The organism is Cohnella mopanensis, assembly GCF_022352055.1.
Classification (GTDB): Bacteria; Bacillota; Bacilli; order Paenibacillales; family Paenibacillaceae; genus Cohnella; species Cohnella mopanensis.
In genome coordinates this window covers 545,649-563,949 of sequence record NZ_JAKRWM010000002.1, presented here as the reverse complement: position 1 = coordinate 563,949, position 18,301 = coordinate 545,649, and the positions used below count along the sequence as shown (strand labels likewise).

The following is an 18,301-nucleotide window of genomic DNA, read 5'->3' as shown; positions in this document are numbered from 1 at the left end:
GAAGTCAAAAAGAAAGCCTTCCCGACTTGGGGAAGGCCATCCTTCGATCCTCAAGATCTTATTATTTACGGATTTCTCCTCTATACATGCTTAAAGTAATGAAGTTCATGAACTGCGTTACTTTAAGAGATAAAATGTCGTTAACGACTTCATATAACGGCGGAGTTCCTTTTTTGTGGTATTTGTCGCTCACGCATTCCCACACATCGGCTCCGGTCACCTGATCATATCCGATTAAATGAAACTCCTCAGCTTTGCTCTGACAGAGCTGTTCAATCGTTTCGTTCATCTCGTTGTCGCTCATTTTTGGCTCTTCATCCGTCACGCTTTGCTTACGGCTCGGCAACTCTTCCTTGTACTCTTCCACGTGTGAACTCCCTCCCGGCTGGTGAGTGTGCAACGTTCCAATGATGCTCTTAATACTTTCGATGCGCAAGTCTAAATTCCTGCCAATGGCATGAAGATGGACAAACCCAGCATACATATGGACTAACCCATTCGAGGGAAGAGGGATTCCATTGAGCTTGCGTAAACAAACCTTTATTCAGGGAGCCATGATCTTGCTCGCTGCTGGACTCTTAAACCGAATTCTCGGGTTTGTCCCCCGTATCGTATTGCCGCGTATGATAGGCGCGGAAGGCGTCGGGCTTATACAGCTCGTGTACCCGTTTACGATTGTATTGCTGACTTTAATTGCCGGAGGTATCCCTCTTGCCGTTGCCAAGATGGTCGCGGAAGCGGATTCTAGGCGTGACCCTTTTGCCGTTCGCCGGATATTGCGCGTTTCTGTCGCTCTGGCGCTAACGCTTAGTTTAATCGCTGCAGCCGTTTGTTTTATTTTATCCGATTTCATTTCCAACCGGATTATGACGGATTCCAGAGTCCATACCGCCTTTCTGGTGATGATTCCCATTCTCCCGCTTGTTGCCGTATCCTCTGTGTGGCGCGGTTATTTTCAAGGTAAACAGAACATGATTCCTACTGCGTTGTCCCAAACTTCGGAAACGATCTTCCGAATCGTTCTCACGTTATTGTTTGCTTGGCTTTTCTTGCCATATGGCTTAGAGATGGCCGCAGCTGGCGGTGTTCTTGGAATGGTTGCGGGGGAATTTGCGGGATTGGTCGTGTTGTGGATTCAATTCGTTCGGGAACGCAAAAAACCGTCGGAGCCGCAAGCTGAACAAACTGAAGCCGAATTAGCTAGAGGCAAAAATACTTTGAGGGGTATTTTACATACGGCTATCCCGGTAACCGGGAGTAAAATGATCGGCTCGTTGTCCTATTTGTTCGAATCGATTCTCACCGTGAGAAGCCTAACGATCGCGGGAGTTGCCGCCGCGGGGGCAACCGCTCAATATGGCGCCTTGCAGGGGATGGTCATACCTTTGCTCTTATTGCCGGGAGCACTGACTTATTCGCTCGCCGTCTCTCTCGTTCCTTCGTTGTCGGAAGCGGCTTCGAGGGGCGATTGGGCAACGATTCATATTCGGCTTCATCAATCGATGAGATTAGCCATCGTAACGGGCGCGCCTTTCGTAGTTCTGCTTGGCTTGATGGCCGGACCTATCTGTACATTGCTATATGGCGACGATTCCATGGCCGACATGCTGCGCTGGATAGCTCCGCTCGCGATATTCCTGTACATGCAGGCTCCTTTGCAGGCTGCTCTTCAGGCTTTGAATCGCCCTGGGACCGCCTTGTTCAATACATTCGCTGGAGCTTCCGTCAAACTAGTCCTAATCGCTCAATTGGCTACGGATCCCCGTTTCGGAATTATCGGAGCCGTAATCGCCATCGGCGTGAACATGGTACTTGTTACCCTTCTGCACTGGATAAGCGTATCGCGATTAACCGGATTCCGAATGCAGCCTCTCGATTTTCTCAAGGTTACTATCGCCATGATCGTGATGAGCGCAGCCGCGTTGTGGATTTGGAACTTTAATTGGCTTACCCATAGCAGCTTAAACCTTGGTCTATCCTGCTTCGTTGCGATCGTCATTTATTTACTCTTGCTTATCCTGCTCAAGCTGATCGATCGGCATGATGCAGCGCGCGTACCGATTATTGGACGATTTTTGCGATTTTTCCTCCCTAGACAATCGTAATTGATTTACTTTTTGTCTACGTAAATTTTCCCTTTATGGTCCATGCTGCAAAAGTACACATTCTTAAAACTATCCACATCGTAATTTTGCAGTTCGTTTTTTAACCAGAACCGCGTCTTTCCTAATTTCTCCAAATTATCATCCTGCACTTGACCGTCAAGAATTAGCGCCATCGGCAGCAGTTCGTACCTAATCTTCGGAGAGCTGTCCGTTTTCTTATACTCTCGAGGTTCTGAGGAATGGCCTGCTTCGGCTTGTTCGGCGCTTCCTTCCGATGATCCCATTTCCTCTTTGGTGATAACCGATAATTTACCCGTGGATTCCAACACGGCAATTTCAACGGTTTCAATATCGGTCACTTGGTTTTCCCGCAGCTGGAGCATCAAATCGTCAAGATTGTATCTCTGCTTGTGCATTTCCTTGCGATTCAAACGCCCGTTTCGGATGATCACGCTCGGTTTGCCATCAAATAGAATCCGCAGTTTTCTGCTCTTCAATGAGAAGAAAGCCAAGCCGATCTGGACCAAAACAAGAAGCAGGATCGGCGCAATCGCGTTGACCATGGATTTGTCGGTCGATTCGATTACGATAACGGCAATTTCCGCGATCATAATGGAGATGACCAAGTCGAATACGGAAAGCTTACCGATTTCGCGCTTCCCCATTAATCTCATGATCAAGAAGATGAAGAAATACATGAACAATGTTCTAAGCAAAATTCCTGCCAGTTCCATGTTCTCCCTCCGATCGTTCACTAGGTCAACTGCAACGGCCATCGAATCATTAGCTTGGACTTCTAGTGTCACCGTGTAACTTTACGCTCATTCCCTCCGTTCATGCGGAAAATATGGTAATCACAAGCCTGTACTATGCGGGCTGGCTTCGCCATAAGCTGATACAAACGAATATTCCTTGAAGGAGTGATTTTTCTGAATTCACTTTCCCGTTTCATTGGATTACGCAACGCGTCACCGGTTGCATCCGGCTTATACTGGTCGGGAATTTGGCTAGCTGTTGGAGCGATCGTCTTGTCTTTATTCCTGATGGGTTCATCTCTTAGCGAATCCAATATGCTGCCTTGGGTATTTGGCGTACATGGTTGCGCGTCGCTAGCGGGCGGATTCGTCTCGGCCAAACGCTCCGGACGGCGAGGCTGGTATTTCGGAATGGCAAACGGCTTACTCTATACCTTATTGCTCCTTATGATCAGTTTTCTTGCTACCGATGCGAATTGGACTACGGCTGTCCCTATTCTGCTCTTGGTCACTTGCTTAGCGGGAGCATTCGGCGGAATGCTTGGGGTGAACGCAAGCTCAAAAGCCCGCTGATGAGTGTATCGCTCTGATCTATGATATAATAAGTCGGAGATTGCTTTATCAGGGCTATACAGGGGGCGCATCATGATTTTGTTCCATAGCATGTCTGCTATATCTATTAGCACAGTCATCGCAGTCAGTGTCCTCATTGCTTTCGGAACGGGAAAACAACCTTTCGCAGCCGCATGGACATTCCTTAAGTCACTGGTCGTTTCTCGCAAATATTTACTCTTTTTCGTCGCGGTAATCGCGATCATGTTTCTTAATAAACATGAATTACAGTTAGAGGAATGGCTAAATGTTCCTTACGACCTTACCCCAGAGCTTAGCGGATGGGAAGGCGATTGGCCGGCATGGTTGCAGACGCATTTGCAATCCACTGCGCTTACCGCTATTTGCGCGATATTCTACTTAGTCGTCTTTCAGGCGGTCATGATCGCGTCTGTCGCCATCTATACCCACCATCAGAACATGAAGCTTTATTATGCTTTTTGTATCGCACTGTTGCTTAATTATTTCCTTGCCGTTCCCTTTTACCTATTCGTACCCGTTAACGAAGTGTGGTTCGTGCATTCCAACGTTCGATTTCTCATACTCGATGTGTTTCCGACGTTCGAACGCGAATATCGTTCGTTATCGGGCTTGAATAATTGTTTCCCTAGCCTACATACTTCTATTTCCGTTACGCTTGCCTTGTTAGCCAGCAAATCCGGTATTCGTCGTTGGGCGATCTTTGCTTGGGTGAATGCGATCATAATCCTGTTCTCGATTTTTTACTTAGGCATTCATTGGTTTACGGATATGGTTGCGGGGGTTGCTCTCGCCGTGTTCTCGGCCTACGTTGGAATCAAGGTAGGGGAATGGGCGGAAAACCGTTCGCTTTCTAATCTAAGCGTTCGCGCCAAAGCCAAGATCGAAACATCAGGGCCTGTCGGCTCCTAACGAAAAAAGCCATTCCTTCTTGGATCGCTCCAAGCGGAATGGCTTTTCTAATTTCATAATTAGTCTTACGCTTCGCTCTTCTCTTCCGATCTAGACGATACGTTGTTGATCGAAGAACGATCGAACGTCAACTTCGTTACGTCGTTCACTTTAAGAACTACGGTATCGTCGGAAATTTCCGAGATCGTTCCGTGGAGTCCGCCTACTGTCGTAACTTTATCGCCTTTCTTCAAGGCGTTCAGCATGGAGCCGCGTTGCTTTTGTTTCTTTTGCTGCGGACGAATCAGCAGGAAATAAAAAATAGCAAACATCAGTATGAAGGGTGCCAGCGTGTACAGAAGATTACCGCCGCCACTGCTTGTTTCCGCTAACCACATTTGTATTCCCCCCTCTCTTAGAAACCGCTATCGTTGTTTGCCATGCCGTATTTCTCGAAAAATTGGTCTCGGAACGTTCCCAACCTGTCTTCCCGGATCGCCTCTCGAACTTGACTCATGAGTTGCACCAAGAAATGCAAGTTATGTATGGTCGTCAATCGGAGCCCGAACATCTCGTCTGCCTTAATCAAGTGTCGAATATAAGCTCGGGAATAGTTCTGGCATGCATAACAGGTACATTCCGGATCCAATGGACCGAAATCGCTGCTGTACTTGGCGTTACGGACGACCATTCGGCCTTGGCTAGTCATTAACGTTCCATTGCGTGCAATGCGCGTAGGCAGAACGCAATCAAACATGTCCACTCCGCGAATGCTGCCATCAAGCAAAGCATCCGGCGAGCCGACCCCCATCAAATAGCGGGGCTTATTACTAGGTAGCAAATGTATGGTCTCTTCCAACATTTCGTACATGAGCGGTTTGGGCTCTCCCACACTCAGTCCACCCATAGCATACCCCGGAAAATCAAGGGAAGTCAAATCTAGAGCGCTCTGTTTGCGCAAATCTTTGTGCATGCCGCCTTGAACGATGCCGAACAGAGCTTGGTCATGTGGCCGGCCATGCGCTTTAAGGCACCTTTCGGCCCATCGGCTCGTCCGTTCTGTTGACTGCTTCACGTATTCGTACTCTGCGGGATAAGGCGGGCATTCATCGAAAGCCATCATAATATCCGCTCCGAGCGCATTCTGAACGTGCGTAGCGCTTTCCGGCGTCAAAGACAGCTTATCGCCGTTAATGTGGGAACGGAATTCAACGCCCTCTTCGGTGATTTTACGCATCTCGCTTAAGGAGAACACTTGGAATCCGCCGCTATCCGTCAGAATCGGGCGATCCCAATTCATGAACTTATGCAATCCGCCCGCTTCTTTCACGAGCTCATGCCCTGGACGAAGGAAGAGGTGATACGTATTGCTTAGAATAATTTGCGCTCCAAGCGTCTTCAGTTCTTCTGGGCTCATGCCTTTGACAGATGCCTGCGTGCCAACGGGCATGAAGGTGGGCGTGTCGATGACGCCATGCGGCGTGTGTAATCTGCCGAGTCTTGCGCCGGTTTGGGCACAGGTTTTAATAAGTTCGTATTTAACTGCCATTATTGGGGTGGTCCTTTCGCGGGGAGGATGGATACCGACACTCGTCGTGCAGAAAAGGGTAGATACTCCGCAGCTGTTAAAATCAAAGTTGTTTTGAATAATCGCTTAGGATACAACTCCGATTTTAAAGGCTGACGTAAACTCTCCGTACCTACCCTTTTCCTCCCTCCTCTTCGGTTCCCTCGGTTATTTTAATTTAGAGATTACTTAATAAACATTGCGTCGCCGAAGCTGAAGAAGCGATATTCCTGCTTAATGGCTTCATGGTAGGCGTTCAAAACGTTGTCGCGGCCGGCTAACGCGCTGACGAGCATCACAAGCGTAGACTTCGGAAGATGAAAGTTCGTCAATAGCGCATTTACGAGCGTGAACGTATAACCCGGATAGATGAAAATATCCGTCCAACCGTTGCACGCTTCGATCGGACTACTTTTGAAGCGCTGCCCGATCGTCTCTAATGTTCGAGCCGAAGTCGTTCCGACAGCGACGATTCTCCCGCCGCTATTTTTAGCCTCGTTCAACAATCGCGCACTCTCTTCGCTCACGGAATACCATTCCGCGTGCATCTCGTGCTCTTCGATCTTGTCCACCGATACGGGCCGGAAGGTACCAAGGCCCACGTGTAACGTTATCGGGCATAGCTTGATTCCGGTCTCCTGTAAACGATTCAAGAACGAATCCGTGAAATGCAGTCCCGCCGTAGGTGCAGCGGCAGAGCCCTCATTGCGCGAGTATACGGTCTGATAACGTTCCCGATCGGATAGTCTCTCTTTAATATAAGGAGGGAGCGGCATCTGACCTAGACGGTCCAACAGCTCGTTAAAAATTCCGTCGTATTCAAAACGGATCGTACGGGCCCCCATCTCGCCTTCTTCTTCGACGATCGCGGAGAGCAAAGGCTCATTATTCCGTCCATCCTCTCCGTCCTCCGCCGGAAGACCGAAGACTAGCTTTGCACCCTTGTGAATCTTCTTGCCTGGCCGAACTAACGTCTCCCAGCGATCCCCTTCTATCCGTTTAAGCAACAGCAACTCGACTTTAGCTCCTGTATCCGCTTTGATTCCGAATAGCCGTGCCGGAAGTACCCTCGTATCGTTCAACACGAGCGTATCTCCAGGCTGCAAAAATTCCGCCAAATCGGTGAAGGTACGGTGCTCGATCTGTCCATTGTTCCGATCGAGGACGAGAAGGCGGGAAGAAGTCCGCTCCAGAAGCGGAGTCTGGGCAATCAGTGACTCCGGTAATTCAAAATCGTAATCGCTAACGTTCATCGTTTAAGCATCCTTTTCGATCGTTACATTCTTGTAGTAGTATTGCAGGATATATTGGTAGTCATACCCTTGCTCGGCAAGCCCTTTGGCTCCCCATTGGGACATGCCTAGGCCATGCCCGTAACCTTTGCCTGAGAAAACAAATTTTGGCGTTGTCGTCGCGGCTCGCAGGCTACCGTTGCCATCCATAATATAAAGGTTTTCGCCCTGAATAGCACGTATCTGCCCATCGCTTCCGATCACTTGAAGCGTTCCGCTGCTCCCAGGTATCTCTCTTTTTGCGCCATCGCCGTTCGCAATGGTGAAACGTCCGGTTTCTTCCACCGAGAATAAAGTGCTCTTCAATCCGTTTAGTGCGCCGCGCAAATTGTCCCCTACCCCGACATTCACGACAACTCCGTTTGCCTTTATTTCGGTTGCTCGTCCGGAAGGCCCTATCTTGGAAACTTCCAATGTAAGCAACGGTCCGGTTATCGGCGTTTTCGCCCGTTTATTCAAAGAGGCCAACAACTGCTCAGGGTCCATTGGCGCTTCAATCCAGCTATAATCCGTATATTCGGGCACTTTATCCAGTTGCACGACAAGCGCTCCCGTTCCGACTCTAGCAATCGGCTCAATCGTCGAAACAACCTGTGGTCTAGAACGGACGGCCGTTCCTTCTCCGTTTACTTTCAAATATTTGGCCCCGCTAGCATGAGTCTGTCCGCTATCCGTCACGAGATCGGAACGGATATAACCGACTTGACCGGACGGAAGCGCGACATAATACCAATCCAGCTTGCCTTTCTGCGGCCCGTCATCAGGGCTCACAACACCTGCTGCAAGATAAGAGTTGTCTCCTCCCCATATCTCAATGTTGTTATCGGCGGTAATACCGCCGGAATTCGCCGAGAAAACCGCGTTAATGACTTTGCCGCCGGAAGTCAGCACTTCCCCCGTCGTCGCTGTCACGCCCGCTATGGCATTCGCATTCTCCGAGCTGATTCCGAAATAAGCCTGGCTGAGCGTCGTATCCACGACATTCGCGATCTGATAGCCCGTTCCGGAAAAGAGTGCATAAGAACGTGCAGCAACAGCTTGCGCTTTCTGTACTTCAAGCGGCCAACTCGACATCACTTCGGTGCCTACCACGGAATAAAGGTACTGCTCGAAATTCACTTCGTTGACTACGGCAAGAGACTTGTTGAGCACGCTCATCTCCATGCTGCCGCGATACGTTCTCTTGCTGCGTTCGATCAGTTGAATTCCCCCGTCGCCGATAGGGTCAGCCCGCAAGACGGGACCGCCGCCGACGGGAATGGAATAGAAAGGTACCGCGATATTGGCGTTTCCGTTGAAGGTCATATCGTTGCGAATCGTAACGTAGGGCTCGCTCGCATCCGGCACGCGAACATTAGCGCCGCCTGTAGCCTTCGTTGCCGTCTGCTGTAAGGCTGCAACCGACGTCGCGTCCACTTCCTGCCCGATGCGCACGATATAGCTCAGAATTCCATTCTGGGGCTTTACCGCTACGAAGGCATCCAAGCCGGCATTTCCGATCTGGCTCGCGGCCGATTGCGCTTCCGTTATGCCGGCATAGGGTCCGGTTTCCAAAGCCATCGGGCCAGCAACCCGGGCAGTGATCGATGATTGTACACCCGCGGCAGCTCCCGCTTTCGTCCACTTAGCCAGAGCCGTGGAAGCTTCAGCAACGCTCGCATAGGCTCCTTCCGACACTTGATAAACCGTTTTACCGGATTTGAACAGTTGGGTAACAAATACCGCATTCGATGATGCTTGTACTTTCTTCAGCACGGCGTTCGCCGAGTTGAAGTCCTCGGTCTCAACTAGCAACGCACGATATCCGTCCATACCGAATCTTACCGCTTGCCCGGCAGGAGCAGTCGAGAGCGGATAGCTGGACAAGGAATCGCTTAAGCTTAGGTTCAAACCGCCGGCCGATTGTAACGTGGCCACCGGAGTAATCGATTTGAACGAGTTTACATTAAGGAAAAAAGCAACGCGAATAGTGTCAGGCGTTTTAATAGCTGCTTTAGCAGAATAGGGAACCGTGCTTGAAACCATGGTTACGAGTAGCAGGAACGTGAGTAGTAATCGAACATAAGTCCGCTTATTCATGGGGATCATCGAATTCTCCTCCGTCGTATAGGTTCAGCCTAGCGACTGACGACCCTATGTATTGTCATGATGATCATCTATTCTGATCGGGTATTGGCAAACCCAAATGCCGATAAGCCGCAGCCGTCACGATTCGGCCTCTCGGCGTCCGCTGCAAAAAGCCGATTTGCATCAAATACGGTTCGTATACGTCCTCGATCGTCTGGCTCTCTTCCCCGATGGAAGCCGCGATCGTATCCAATCCGACGGGCCTGCCGCCGTAATTCTGAATCATGGATCGAAGCATTTTATGGTCAATGCTATCCAAGCCCATCGGATCGACTTGAATTCTCTCAAGCGCATCATGGGCTACCGCATCGGTAATGATCCCGTCTCCCCTAACTTGAGCATGGTCGCGCACTCGCTTAAGCAACCGGTTCGCGATCCTCGGGGTTCCACGAGCACGTCTGGCAATTTCTCGCGAAGCTTCGCCGACGATGCCGACACCGAAAATTTCGGACGTGCGCGTCACGATATACGATAGTTCGTCTTCCGTATAAAATTCCAGCCGACTCACGACTCCGAATCGATCCCGGAGCGGAGCCGACAGCAATCCCGCTCTTGTCGTAGCTCCGATTAGCGTAAATTTAGGTAGATCCAATCTTACTGAACGGGCGCTTGGCCCTTTGCCGATAATAAAGTCCAGCGCAAAATCCTCCATTGCCGGATACAGCACTTCCTCGACCGTCCGATGGAGCCGATGAATTTCGTCGATGAACAAAACGTCGTTTTCCTGCAAGTTCGTAAGAATGGCCGCAAGATCGCCCGGGCGTTCGATCGCCGGGCCGCTCGTCGTGCGAATGTTAACGCCAAGCTCATTGGCGATAATGTTCGATAAGGTTGTTTTCCCGAGTCCCGGAGGACCGTATAAAAGCACATGATCCAACGGCTCGCGCCGCATCTTCGCGGCTTCTATGTAGATCTTCAAGTTGTCCTTCACTTGCGCTTGGCCGATGTATTCCGCCAAATAGCGAGGGCGCAGGCTGTATTCCACCGCTTGGTCTTCCATCATCAAATGCGCGGTGACGATACGCTCGTCTTCCATTGTTCCAGCCTCCTCTCCGCTTGCGAATTATCCTTGGAACAATTGCTGCAACGCCTTCTTAATCAACACATCCGGTGATTCTTCCCCGGTCACTTTGTCCTTCAATGTAAGCCACGCTTTGTCCAGCTCCGCATCCCGGTAACCAAGCCCCGTCAATGCCTCGCGAGCCGCTGCCCACGCCGAGCTGCTGCTATCCGATGTAACGGGCTCTTCTAGATCGATCATAGAAGCAACCGCCCAACGGCTATCTAACGTACCCAACTTGTCTTTCAGATCCAAAATCATTCTTTGCGCCGTTTTTCTACCGATTCCCGGCAACTTAGTTAGAAACGTCAGATTTTCTTGCTGAATGGCCGCCACGACCGCTTCAGGCCGTCCGCCCGCCAACACGCCAAGCGCTACTTTCGGACCGATCCCCGATACCTCTAGCAATCTACGAAATAAAGCTTGCTCGTCCCGCGTCGTAAATCCGAACAAATGAATGGCGTCTTCGCGAACATGATGATAAATATAAAGCTGTATTGGCTCATCTGTGCGAGCCATGCCGTATGGATTCGGAGTAAATACCCGGTAACCGACATCGCGAACGTCTAGCACCACGTACTCGCTTTCCAGATGAGCAACCTTTCCTCGCAAAAAATCGATCATTAGCGCGTCACTCCGTTCATTCGGTCATTTAGGACGATGGAATGGGCATGGCAGATCGCAACTGCAAGCGCATCGGCCACATCGTCAGGTTTCGGTATTGTGGATAGCTTTAGCAGCATTTTGACCATTTCCTGGACTTGTCTTTTCTCCGCGGCGCCGTACCCGACAACCGCTTGTTTGACCTGCATCGGCGTATATTCCGCGATCGGTAACCCTCGCTGGGCCGCAGCCAACATGAATACCCCGCGGGCTTGGCCGACGCTGAACGCGTTGGTTACGTTCTTGTTGAAGAATAGCTTCTCTACCGCAACGGTATCCGGCTTATACTGATCTAGCAAGCTGCATACCGATTCATAGATTTGTTTCAGCCTTACCTCCTGCGGAGTTCCCGCAGCGGTCTCGATACAACCATATTGGACCGGCGTTAATTTATGTCCCGTCTTGTCTATAAACCCGAATCCCATAATGGCTATCCCAGGGTCGATTCCCAGTACTCTCATGAGCACGATCCCCCGTTCTATCGCTAGCAAAGCATAATTCATTTAATTATATCAAATGTTCCCCCCCATGAGAACAGAAGGAGAACACAATTAAGTGAACGTATTGTTGTGGAACATCGCTTTCCTAAGCGTGGCGAGCCTTTAGGCGAACTCATTCGCCAAAAATTCGTACTTAGGACCTCCTTAGCTCGCTCTAATCCGGTTTCGCCGGACTGCGGGGCGGATCCCTGCACATAGTAACAACAAAAAAGTGGCGATGGTGAGAGAGTCCCCCCTCTGCTTCGCCACTTTTTGCAACAAACCTTTCTTCTCGACAGTCGAACAAACTGCTCTTGAACCCGATTTATCTGCGCTCAAGCCTTTTGTGGATTGTTGCTTACTATCTTAGAATCGCATACTCGTTAAACGTCGACAAAACGCTATTGTACTCATCCTTGTCCGTTACGCGAATCCCGCTGGCCAGATCGCGAATCCGATCATCCGACAAACGTGATTCCATCATTTCGACATCAAGCTGAAAAAAAGTCCGAATCACTTTCTTATGCCAAGGAGGCCCATCGAATAAAGTCAAATTACCGTCTTTGTCCAACCCTATGTAGCCGGTTTTGCGGCATTCGGGGGATAAGTCGTCAATCGACTCCTCCATGAGAACTTTTCCGGACGCATCCATTGTCGCATCCCATTGGCGATGCGATTTCAATAAATCCGTCGCTTCCGAGGCAGAGAACGCTCCTAACTGCCGCGTCTCTTCACCGCACAAATATTTACGATGCAAGACAAGCTCAACTTGCCCTTGCCTAATTCTCAAAGCTTGCAGCGTTCGATCGCGCGACGTTGGATGGACAGACAAGCTCCGATCGTCCGCCCACGCGGAAGCCGATTCCATCGGCAAGAAAACCTGTGAGGGACTTTGCGTAATGACCCGATGGGCCATCCAGGAGCCGGTCAATGCAGCGAGCAAGAACAAGACGAAGACCGATCCGAGCGACCAAACGTGACGGCGATTTCTTTTCAATGATTTCCTTAGTTCTTTAAGAATGCGAAAGCGAGACACCGGAATCCCCTTCTCTGCTTTTTTCTTTATTGTTCCCTAGGGATTCCGGCGATATTCGCTTTATTTACCATTTAATCCATGGAAGGCTTTCCTTGCGTTTAGGCTTGCTTTGCCTTGCTGCCGCAAGCTTCAGTTTGGGCTTTGCTTGCCTTTTCTTAACAGTTACGATCTTCGACGACACCTCATCTTCAACTATGTCCAGACTGTCACTACTACTCTGGTCTCCTCTTAGCGGACCTAGCGGCGGCATTGGCGGCATTGGTGGCATTGGCGGAAACGGAGGTATCGGCGGGATAGCCTGCATTCCTCCATAGTAAGGATAAGGCTGGTAATTCATCCCTCCATTCGCAACTCCGGGTAATCCTTCAGCCATCGGATTAAAGCCTACCGGCATATCCCCCATCGGCGAAGCACCGTAATACGGCGTTGCATTCGCGCCCGGAAAAGTCCCGGCGGGACTAACCGCTTGCGGAGCGAATCCATAGGGAACGGTTGAATAGGGCGAAATGCCATACGGAACTCTTCCGTCCGAATAACCCATTCCAGGATAGCTCTCGGCATAAGGTGTCGCACCGGCATTCGCGGCTGCGTACGACGATGGCCAAGTTGACTTCCCGCCGCAGGTTTTGCAACCCGATGCCGGCTTCCCGCTTGGCATAACCGGAGAGTTCAGTCCTGGTATAGAAGCTGCGCTATCAGGTGGGCTGTAAGAAATATCTTGATGGCCGAATGAGCCTAAACTACCTATGTGCCCTCCAAGATAGCCTGTTAATGGGGCAATCCCAGGCTGTGGCATCCCGTAGCCATGCTCCGCTTGAGCGGGATTGACAAAGCTAGGTTGCTGCATCCCGTAGCCGTATTCCGCTTGAGCGGGATTGACATAGGCAGGTTGCTGCATCCCGTAGCCATGCTCCGCTTGAGCGGGATTGACATAGCTAGGCTGCTGCATCCCATAGCCGTACTCCGCTTGAGCGGGATTGACATAGCTAGGCTGCTGCATCCCATAGCCGTACTCCGTTTGGGCGGGATTGACATATGCAGGCTGCTGCATGCCATAGCCGTGTTCATAACCGTATGCGTACGGATGCGGAGTTTCGGTTTGAACCGTTGCTTGCACAGCGGGTACGGGGTATTGGTGGAACAAGTCCACATGTTCCTGAATCTCAATCCCATAGATCGGCTTGGTTTCGGCGATCGGCAACACGGGGGCGGGAGCCGGCGTCGGTACAACCGGAGGAACAGGCGTTATTTGGACTGGTGGCGGCGCGGGAGCCGGAGCGGGCAGTGGTTGTACGCCAGTATTGGCCTTCGCGCCCGTTCCCTGTTTCATTCCCGTATTCGCTTTACCGCTCCCTGGATTTCCATGCATGGTTCCGGCTGAAGCCTCGTTTCCATGACCAGGCTTCGGAATATTGACGACTTCTCCTGTTAGCAGCGCATTCGGATTTTTCAGTTGGGGATTTGCTTTGATCATATCGGTAAGCTGTATTCCCCAGGACTTGGATAACTTCCAAAGGGTGTCCCCCTGCTGCACGACATGATGATGAATGACTTCCAACGTTGTCTGCGGATGCGAAGGAACCTTCACCTTCATGCCTACTTCAATTGCATCGGGATTGCTAATATCCGGGTTTGCCTTCACGATGTCTTCTAGAGATACACCGTATTTCTGGGCGATCGAATAGAGCGAATCCCCTTGCTTAACCATATGGATCTTCACGCCATTCCCTCCTGATGGATTGACTTCGTTCACGACCGGGCGAATGCCCTCGCGCAATCTTTACATCCTATGCAGGGAATGGGCGTTTGACATCCCTTAATATAAAAATCCGACAGCCTGAGGGCAGTCGGATTTCATAGGGTGTTCATTATCCTTCAAAAGGCAAGCTAGGATAAGATCCCAGCAATCGAACTTGGCAGCCGATCGCTTCGATCTCGGCAATCGCCGCCGGAAGAAGAACGGAGTCCAAAGAATACTCAATGTCGATGTAGAAGTAGTAATTCCCGAGTTTCTTCTTCGTCGGCCTAGATTCGATCTTGGATAAGTTAATTCGACGCCACGCAAAGGCGGATAACAATTGATGAAGCCCGCCCGGAAAGTCTTCCGGCAACGTGACGAGGATGCTTGTCTTCTGTAAGGGTGCTTCCGGTTTCTCGTATGGAGTATTCCCGACTAACAGAAAACGGGTATAGTTGTTGTCGTGATCGGTCACCGCTTCCTCAAGAACGTCAAGCTCCAATTCCGAAGCCGCTAATCGCGTGCCGAGTGCCGCCCAACCTTGGCCCGGGCTGTTCTTAACCATTCGAACAGCCTCGGCTGTGCTACTTAGCGTTTCCAGTTCAGCATGAGGCAGATTGGCTCTAATAAACTGTAAACATTGCGCCATAGCGACAGGGTGGCTCATCACTTTCGTGATCTTGCTAGGGTCCCACTTGCCATTCTCTCCTATCAGTTCGCTTCCTGAACCGATCAAGTTCTGAATGGAAGGATATACCCACTCCGCACGGATGGGCAAGTCCACTTCATGGACAAGCCAATCGATATGCAGGCTTACCGAACCGTCAATCGTATTTTCTATCGGAATAACGCTCCAATCCGTCAGCCCTTTCGCGGTTGATTGGAAAACGTCGGCGATCATTTTGCAATATACGAACTCCACGTCTTCATTCCGAAACAAATAACGTACAGCTTCATCGGATACCGTGCCTTTGGGCAACAGAGCTACGGATTTACGTTTGCTCATACCCCCACCTCATTTTCCGCCTCGCCTAGCAATCGGCGCATGTCCACCATGTAAACAGGATCGTTCTCCCCAACGATCTGGACGATCGGACCATGCAGGCATGGTTCCAACCAGCGAGTGTTGACGGTCACTCCTTCTTGCCCCATGACCTCCTGGACGAACGATACCAACTTCCCGTCGCCGGAATGCTCGCTTCTAGCTAGCAACAGCAAGGTCGGGCCTGCTCCTGAAAGCACGGCTCCAAGTGCTCCATGCTCCGTCGCCTCGCTTAGAATTCGTTCCATTCCCGGAATAAGCGCCGCCCGATACGGCTGATGCAGCCGATCCCTCATGGCATGGCCTAGCAAGTCTAATCGGCCTGAAGCTAGCGCCGCAGTCAATAGTGAGCTATGCGTAACATTAAAAACGGCGTCCTTCATCGAGATTTGCTCCGGAAGAACGTTACGTGCCTTCTTCGTCGATAATTCGAACTCCGGAATCGCTACCAACACGTCCATTCCGGCCGGAGGCTCGATTCTAACATACTCGGCTCTCTCCCCGTCCCATGCTGCCGCGATGATGCCTCCGAACAGTGATGCTCCCACGTTATCCGGATGTTTCTCGAATGCGGTCGCCATCTGGAAGAGCTCGTCTTCCGACAAAGTATTGCTTGCTAACGAGTTGGCAGCGACGAGAGCCCCGACGATGGCCGCGGCGCTGCTTCCAAGCCCTCTCGTCAACGGAATATCGCTTCGAATGCCAATTTCTAGCTCGGGAAGCTCGATCCCAACTTTATTGAAAACGGATTGTGCCACGATATACACTAAATTTGTTTTGTCTTGGGATACGCCTTCCAGATTATCGCCTACTAGCGTAATCCGGGTTGCCTTCGCTGGAGCCATGCTAACCCACGCGAATAACGACAAAGCCATTCCGAGAGAATCGAATCCCGGACCCATGTTAGCTGTGCTGGCTGGAACTTTGACGATGACGCTTCCGTTCACTACTTTTGCTTCTTTCTCTGCTTCATGACGCATAACTAAGCTCCTTTAATGCTGAATTCACTCTGTAAGAAAAAATTAACCTTCTACGCGATATACGCTTTTGATCTTCCGAATCGAAGACAAGCTTTCGAATGCTTGGAGCACGTTATTCATCGCAGCTTTGCTGGCTTCATGCGTGATAATGATAATTTCCGTACTCGTTTTGTTCGGCGTCGAAGGCTGCATAACCGATTCGATGCTGACGTCTCCATTCGAGAATACTTGGGCAATCTGCGCTAACACGCCGGCGCGATCGTCTACGTGTAACAACAAGAAAAACTTCGACGCGATCTGTTCGTCCGTTTTCTGCTTCATTACGTTATAGGATAGCTGCGCCTGACGGCCGTTCACCCCAAGCTTCATATTCTTGACGACCGCCACCAAATCAGCGACGATGGAAGTCGCGGTTGGCATTTCCCCTGCGCCCGCGCCATAGAACATCGTTTCACCGACTGCCTCGCCGTGCACGTACACCGCATTAAAAACTCCGTTAACGGAAGCAATCGGGTGGCTTGCCTTGATCATCGTAGGCTGAACGCTTACGCTAATGTAATCATCCTGCCGCTCCGCGATGCCCAGAAGCTTCACTTCGTAGCCTAGCCGCTTAGCATATTGAATATCTTCTTGGGTTACGCCGCTAATTCCTTTCGCGCTCACATTGTCCAAGGAAACGTCCGCGCGGAAACCGAGCGTCGACAAGATCGTCATTTTGCGCGCCGCGTCAAGTCCTTCCACGTCAGAAGTCGGATCGGCTTCCGCATAACCGAGCTCTTGAGCTTCTTTGAGTACGTCCGCGTAGGCAGCGCCTTCTTGACTCATCTTCGTTAGAATGTAGTTAGTCGTTCCATTGACGATTCCCATGATTTTCGTAATCCGATCGGAAGAGAATCCTTCGATCAACGTACGAATAATCGGAATCCCCCCCGCAACGCTTGCTTCGTATAATACATCGCAGCCCTTATCGCGCGCTTTTGCCAAAATTTCCGGACCATGCAACGCCATCAGGTCTTTGTTAGCCGTGACGACATGTTTTCCCCGTTCCAGCGCTTCGAGAATATAATCCTTCGTAAGGGCGATTCCGCCCATGACTTCAACGATAACGTCTATTTCCGGATTACGGACGATATCCCAAGGGTCTTCCGTCAGCTTGGAAGGATCCACCGCGATGTTACGATTTTTCGTACGGTCCTTTACGAGAATTTGCGCGATCGAGATCGGAGAACCGACTTGGTTCGATAGATCTTCTTGATGGCCTTCAACGATTTTTACTACACCTGTGCCCACAGTTCCTAAACCTAACAAACCTACTTTTACTTCTTTCATCCTTATTCCTCCGCTTCTAGCTGTACAATGATTTATTGTTTACCGTAGCTAACTGCGTCCGACAACTGTTACCCGTTTGACGCCATTTAATGAACGCAAATTTTCCAGAAGTTCCGGTAATGCTCCGTTTATCATTGAGGTGTCCATGGATACGACAACGTTGGCCATACCCTGAAGAGGAATCGATTGAGATATCGTCAACACATTTCCATCGCTAGCTGCAAGCATTCCGAGTACCTTCGATAGTACTCCCGAACGGTGCTCAAGGTCCATCGCCAGAGTGGCAATCGACTCGCGCGAAGCTTGCTCCAGCGAGTATACGCCATCTTTGTACTTATAATAGGCACTGCGGCTTAAGCCTACCTTCTCGGCGGCTTCGTGAATCGTAGCCGCTTCGCCACGTCGAAGCAGCTCTTTGGCTTGTTCCGTCTTAAGAATGCCTTCCGGTAATAGATCCTCGCGGACGACGTAATACCGTTCCGCCATAGTGCGTCCTCCCTGGAAAGACGAATGTTTGTATATAGTGGACATTATATCGAATCGGAACGGATGCATCAATAGGCATTTGTTTCTTGCAAATTTTTACATATCAAAACAAACGACTTAGAACTGATTAATATTAGAACTATCTGAATAAAGCAAAGAC

The 18,301-nt window shown here is 50.4% G+C and carries 18 protein-coding genes; 3 read left to right on the top strand and 15 right to left on the bottom strand.

Translation table 11 applies throughout. The features are described from left to right. Positions 1–61: 61 nt before the first annotated feature. Complete coding sequence (locus L3D05_RS06705) at positions 62–367, bottom strand: post-transcriptional regulator (protein ID WP_369417955.1); 306 nt, start codon at positions 365–367, stop codon at positions 62–64. A gap of 157 nt (positions 368–524) precedes the next feature. Here L3D05_RS06705 and spoVB point away from each other — a divergent pair, with 157 nt between their 5' ends. Then, a complete protein-coding gene (spoVB, locus tag L3D05_RS06700) occupies positions 525–2,105 on the top strand; it encodes a stage V sporulation protein B (protein ID WP_239615357.1) in 1,581 nt (526 codons plus the stop codon). A 5-nt stretch (positions 2,106–2,110) separates the two neighbouring features. Here spoVB and L3D05_RS06695 read toward each other — a convergent pair whose 3' ends face one another. Further along, positions 2,111–2,839 (bottom strand): YetF domain-containing protein, encoded by a 729-nt coding sequence (locus L3D05_RS06695; RefSeq protein WP_239615229.1) that lies wholly within the window; start codon positions 2,837–2,839, stop codon positions 2,111–2,113. 186 nt (positions 2,840–3,025) lie between these two features. Between L3D05_RS06695 and L3D05_RS06690 the strand changes: the two genes are divergently transcribed. Continuing rightward, complete coding sequence (locus L3D05_RS06690) at positions 3,026–3,433, top strand: TIGR04086 family membrane protein (protein ID WP_239615228.1); 408 nt, start codon at positions 3,026–3,028, stop codon at positions 3,431–3,433. Between the two features lie 72 nt (positions 3,434–3,505). After that, on the top strand, positions 3,506–4,363 hold the full coding sequence (locus tag L3D05_RS06685; RefSeq protein WP_239615227.1) for a phosphatase PAP2 family protein: 858 nt from the start codon (positions 3,506–3,508) through the stop codon (positions 4,361–4,363). 65 nt (positions 4,364–4,428) lie between these two features. Here L3D05_RS06685 and yajC read toward each other — a convergent pair whose 3' ends face one another. From yajC to L3D05_RS06615, 13 genes are all read right to left on the bottom strand, one after another. Next, positions 4,429–4,740, bottom strand: a complete 312-nt coding sequence (gene yajC / locus L3D05_RS06680) for a preprotein translocase subunit YajC (RefSeq protein ID WP_239615226.1) — start codon at positions 4,738–4,740, stop codon at positions 4,429–4,431. A 17-nt stretch (positions 4,741–4,757) separates the two neighbouring features. After that, the gene (tgt, locus tag L3D05_RS06675) at positions 4,758–5,891 is read right to left on the bottom strand and encodes a tRNA guanosine(34) transglycosylase Tgt (protein ID WP_239615225.1); all 1,134 of its coding nucleotides are present in this window, start codon (positions 5,889–5,891) and stop codon (positions 4,758–4,760) included. Positions 5,892–6,094: 203 nt separating this feature from the next. Beyond that, entirely contained in the window at positions 6,095–7,162 is a 1,068-nt protein-coding gene (gene queA / locus L3D05_RS06670) for a tRNA preQ1(34) S-adenosylmethionine ribosyltransferase-isomerase QueA (RefSeq protein WP_239615224.1), read from the bottom strand. A gap of 3 nt (positions 7,163–7,165) precedes the next feature. Then, positions 7,166–9,289 (bottom strand): SpoIID/LytB domain-containing protein, encoded by a 2,124-nt coding sequence (locus L3D05_RS06665; RefSeq protein WP_239615223.1) that lies wholly within the window; start codon positions 9,287–9,289, stop codon positions 7,166–7,168. A 64-nt stretch (positions 9,290–9,353) separates the two neighbouring features. Then, positions 9,354–10,364 carry a Holliday junction branch migration DNA helicase RuvB gene (gene ruvB / locus L3D05_RS06660; RefSeq protein WP_239615222.1) on the bottom strand — a complete coding sequence of 337 codons (1,011 nt, stop codon included), beginning with the start codon at positions 10,362–10,364 and terminating at the stop codon, positions 9,354–9,356. A 27-nt stretch (positions 10,365–10,391) separates the two neighbouring features. Then, on the bottom strand, positions 10,392–11,012 hold the full coding sequence (gene ruvA / locus L3D05_RS06655) for a Holliday junction branch migration protein RuvA (protein WP_239615221.1): 621 nt from the start codon (positions 11,010–11,012) through the stop codon (positions 10,392–10,394). Further along, complete coding sequence (gene ruvC, locus L3D05_RS06650; protein WP_239615220.1) at positions 11,012–11,512, bottom strand: crossover junction endodeoxyribonuclease RuvC; 501 nt, start codon at positions 11,510–11,512, stop codon at positions 11,012–11,014. The genes ruvA and ruvC overlap by 1 nt, the downstream gene beginning before the upstream one ends. Positions 11,513–11,891: 379 nt before the next feature. Then, on the bottom strand, positions 11,892–12,566 hold the full coding sequence (locus L3D05_RS26690; protein ID WP_239615219.1) for a BofC C-terminal domain-containing protein: 675 nt from the start codon (positions 12,564–12,566) through the stop codon (positions 11,892–11,894). A gap of 64 nt (positions 12,567–12,630) precedes the next feature. Further along, a complete protein-coding gene (locus L3D05_RS06640) occupies positions 12,631–14,286 on the bottom strand; it encodes a LysM peptidoglycan-binding domain-containing protein (RefSeq protein WP_369417953.1) in 1,656 nt (551 codons plus the stop codon). A 148-nt stretch (positions 14,287–14,434) separates the two neighbouring features. Beyond that, a complete protein-coding gene (gene pheA, locus L3D05_RS06630; RefSeq protein WP_239615218.1) occupies positions 14,435–15,310 on the bottom strand; it encodes a prephenate dehydratase in 876 nt (291 codons plus the stop codon). Then, positions 15,307–16,326: a homoserine kinase gene (gene thrB, locus L3D05_RS06625; RefSeq protein WP_239615217.1), complete on the bottom strand. Its 1,020-nt coding sequence runs from the start codon at positions 16,324–16,326 to the stop codon at positions 15,307–15,309. Before thrB ends, pheA begins: the two co-directional genes overlap by 4 nt. 42 nt (positions 16,327–16,368) lie before the next feature. Then, entirely contained in the window at positions 16,369–17,655 is a 1,287-nt protein-coding gene (locus L3D05_RS06620) for a homoserine dehydrogenase (protein WP_239615216.1), read from the bottom strand. A gap of 48 nt (positions 17,656–17,703) precedes the next feature. After that, positions 17,704–18,141 (bottom strand): ACT domain-containing protein, encoded by a 438-nt coding sequence (locus tag L3D05_RS06615; RefSeq protein WP_239615215.1) that lies wholly within the window; start codon positions 18,139–18,141, stop codon positions 17,704–17,706. Positions 18,142–18,301 lie beyond the last annotated feature (160 nt).

Coding starts and splice junctions, on each gene's coding strand:
- L3D05_RS06695 (WP_239615229.1), bottom strand. CDS start 2,839: ATGGAACTGGCAGGAATTTTGCTTAGAACATTGTTCATGTATTTCTTC.
- L3D05_RS06685 (WP_239615227.1), top strand. CDS start 3,506: ATGATTTTGTTCCATAGCATGTCTGCTATATCTATTAGCACAGTCATC.
- yajC (WP_239615226.1), bottom strand. CDS start 4,740: ATGTGGTTAGCGGAAACAAGCAGTGGCGGCGGTAATCTTCTGTACACG.
- tgt (WP_239615225.1), bottom strand. CDS start 5,891: ATGGCAGTTAAATACGAACTTATTAAAACCTGTGCCCAAACCGGCGCA.
- queA (WP_239615224.1), bottom strand. CDS start 7,162: ATGAACGTTAGCGATTACGATTTTGAATTACCGGAGTCACTGATTGCC.
- L3D05_RS06665 (WP_239615223.1), bottom strand. CDS start 9,289: ATGATCCCCATGAATAAGCGGACTTATGTTCGATTACTACTCACGTTC.
- ruvB (WP_239615222.1), bottom strand. CDS start 10,364: ATGGAAGACGAGCGTATCGTCACCGCGCATTTGATGATGGAAGACCAA.
- ruvA (WP_239615221.1), bottom strand. CDS start 11,012: ATGATCGATTTTTTGCGAGGAAAGGTTGCTCATCTGGAAAGCGAGTAC.
- ruvC (WP_239615220.1), bottom strand. CDS start 11,512: ATGAGAGTACTGGGAATCGACCCTGGGATAGCCATTATGGGATTCGGG.
- pheA (WP_239615218.1), bottom strand. CDS start 15,310: ATGAGCAAACGTAAATCCGTAGCTCTGTTGCCCAAAGGCACGGTATCC.
- thrB (WP_239615217.1), bottom strand. CDS start 16,326: ATGCGTCATGAAGCAGAGAAAGAAGCAAAAGTAGTGAACGGAAGCGTC.
- L3D05_RS06620 (WP_239615216.1), bottom strand. CDS start 17,655: ATGAAAGAAGTAAAAGTAGGTTTGTTAGGTTTAGGAACTGTGGGCACA.
- L3D05_RS06615 (WP_239615215.1), bottom strand. CDS start 18,141: ATGGCGGAACGGTATTACGTCGTCCGCGAGGATCTATTACCGGAAGGC.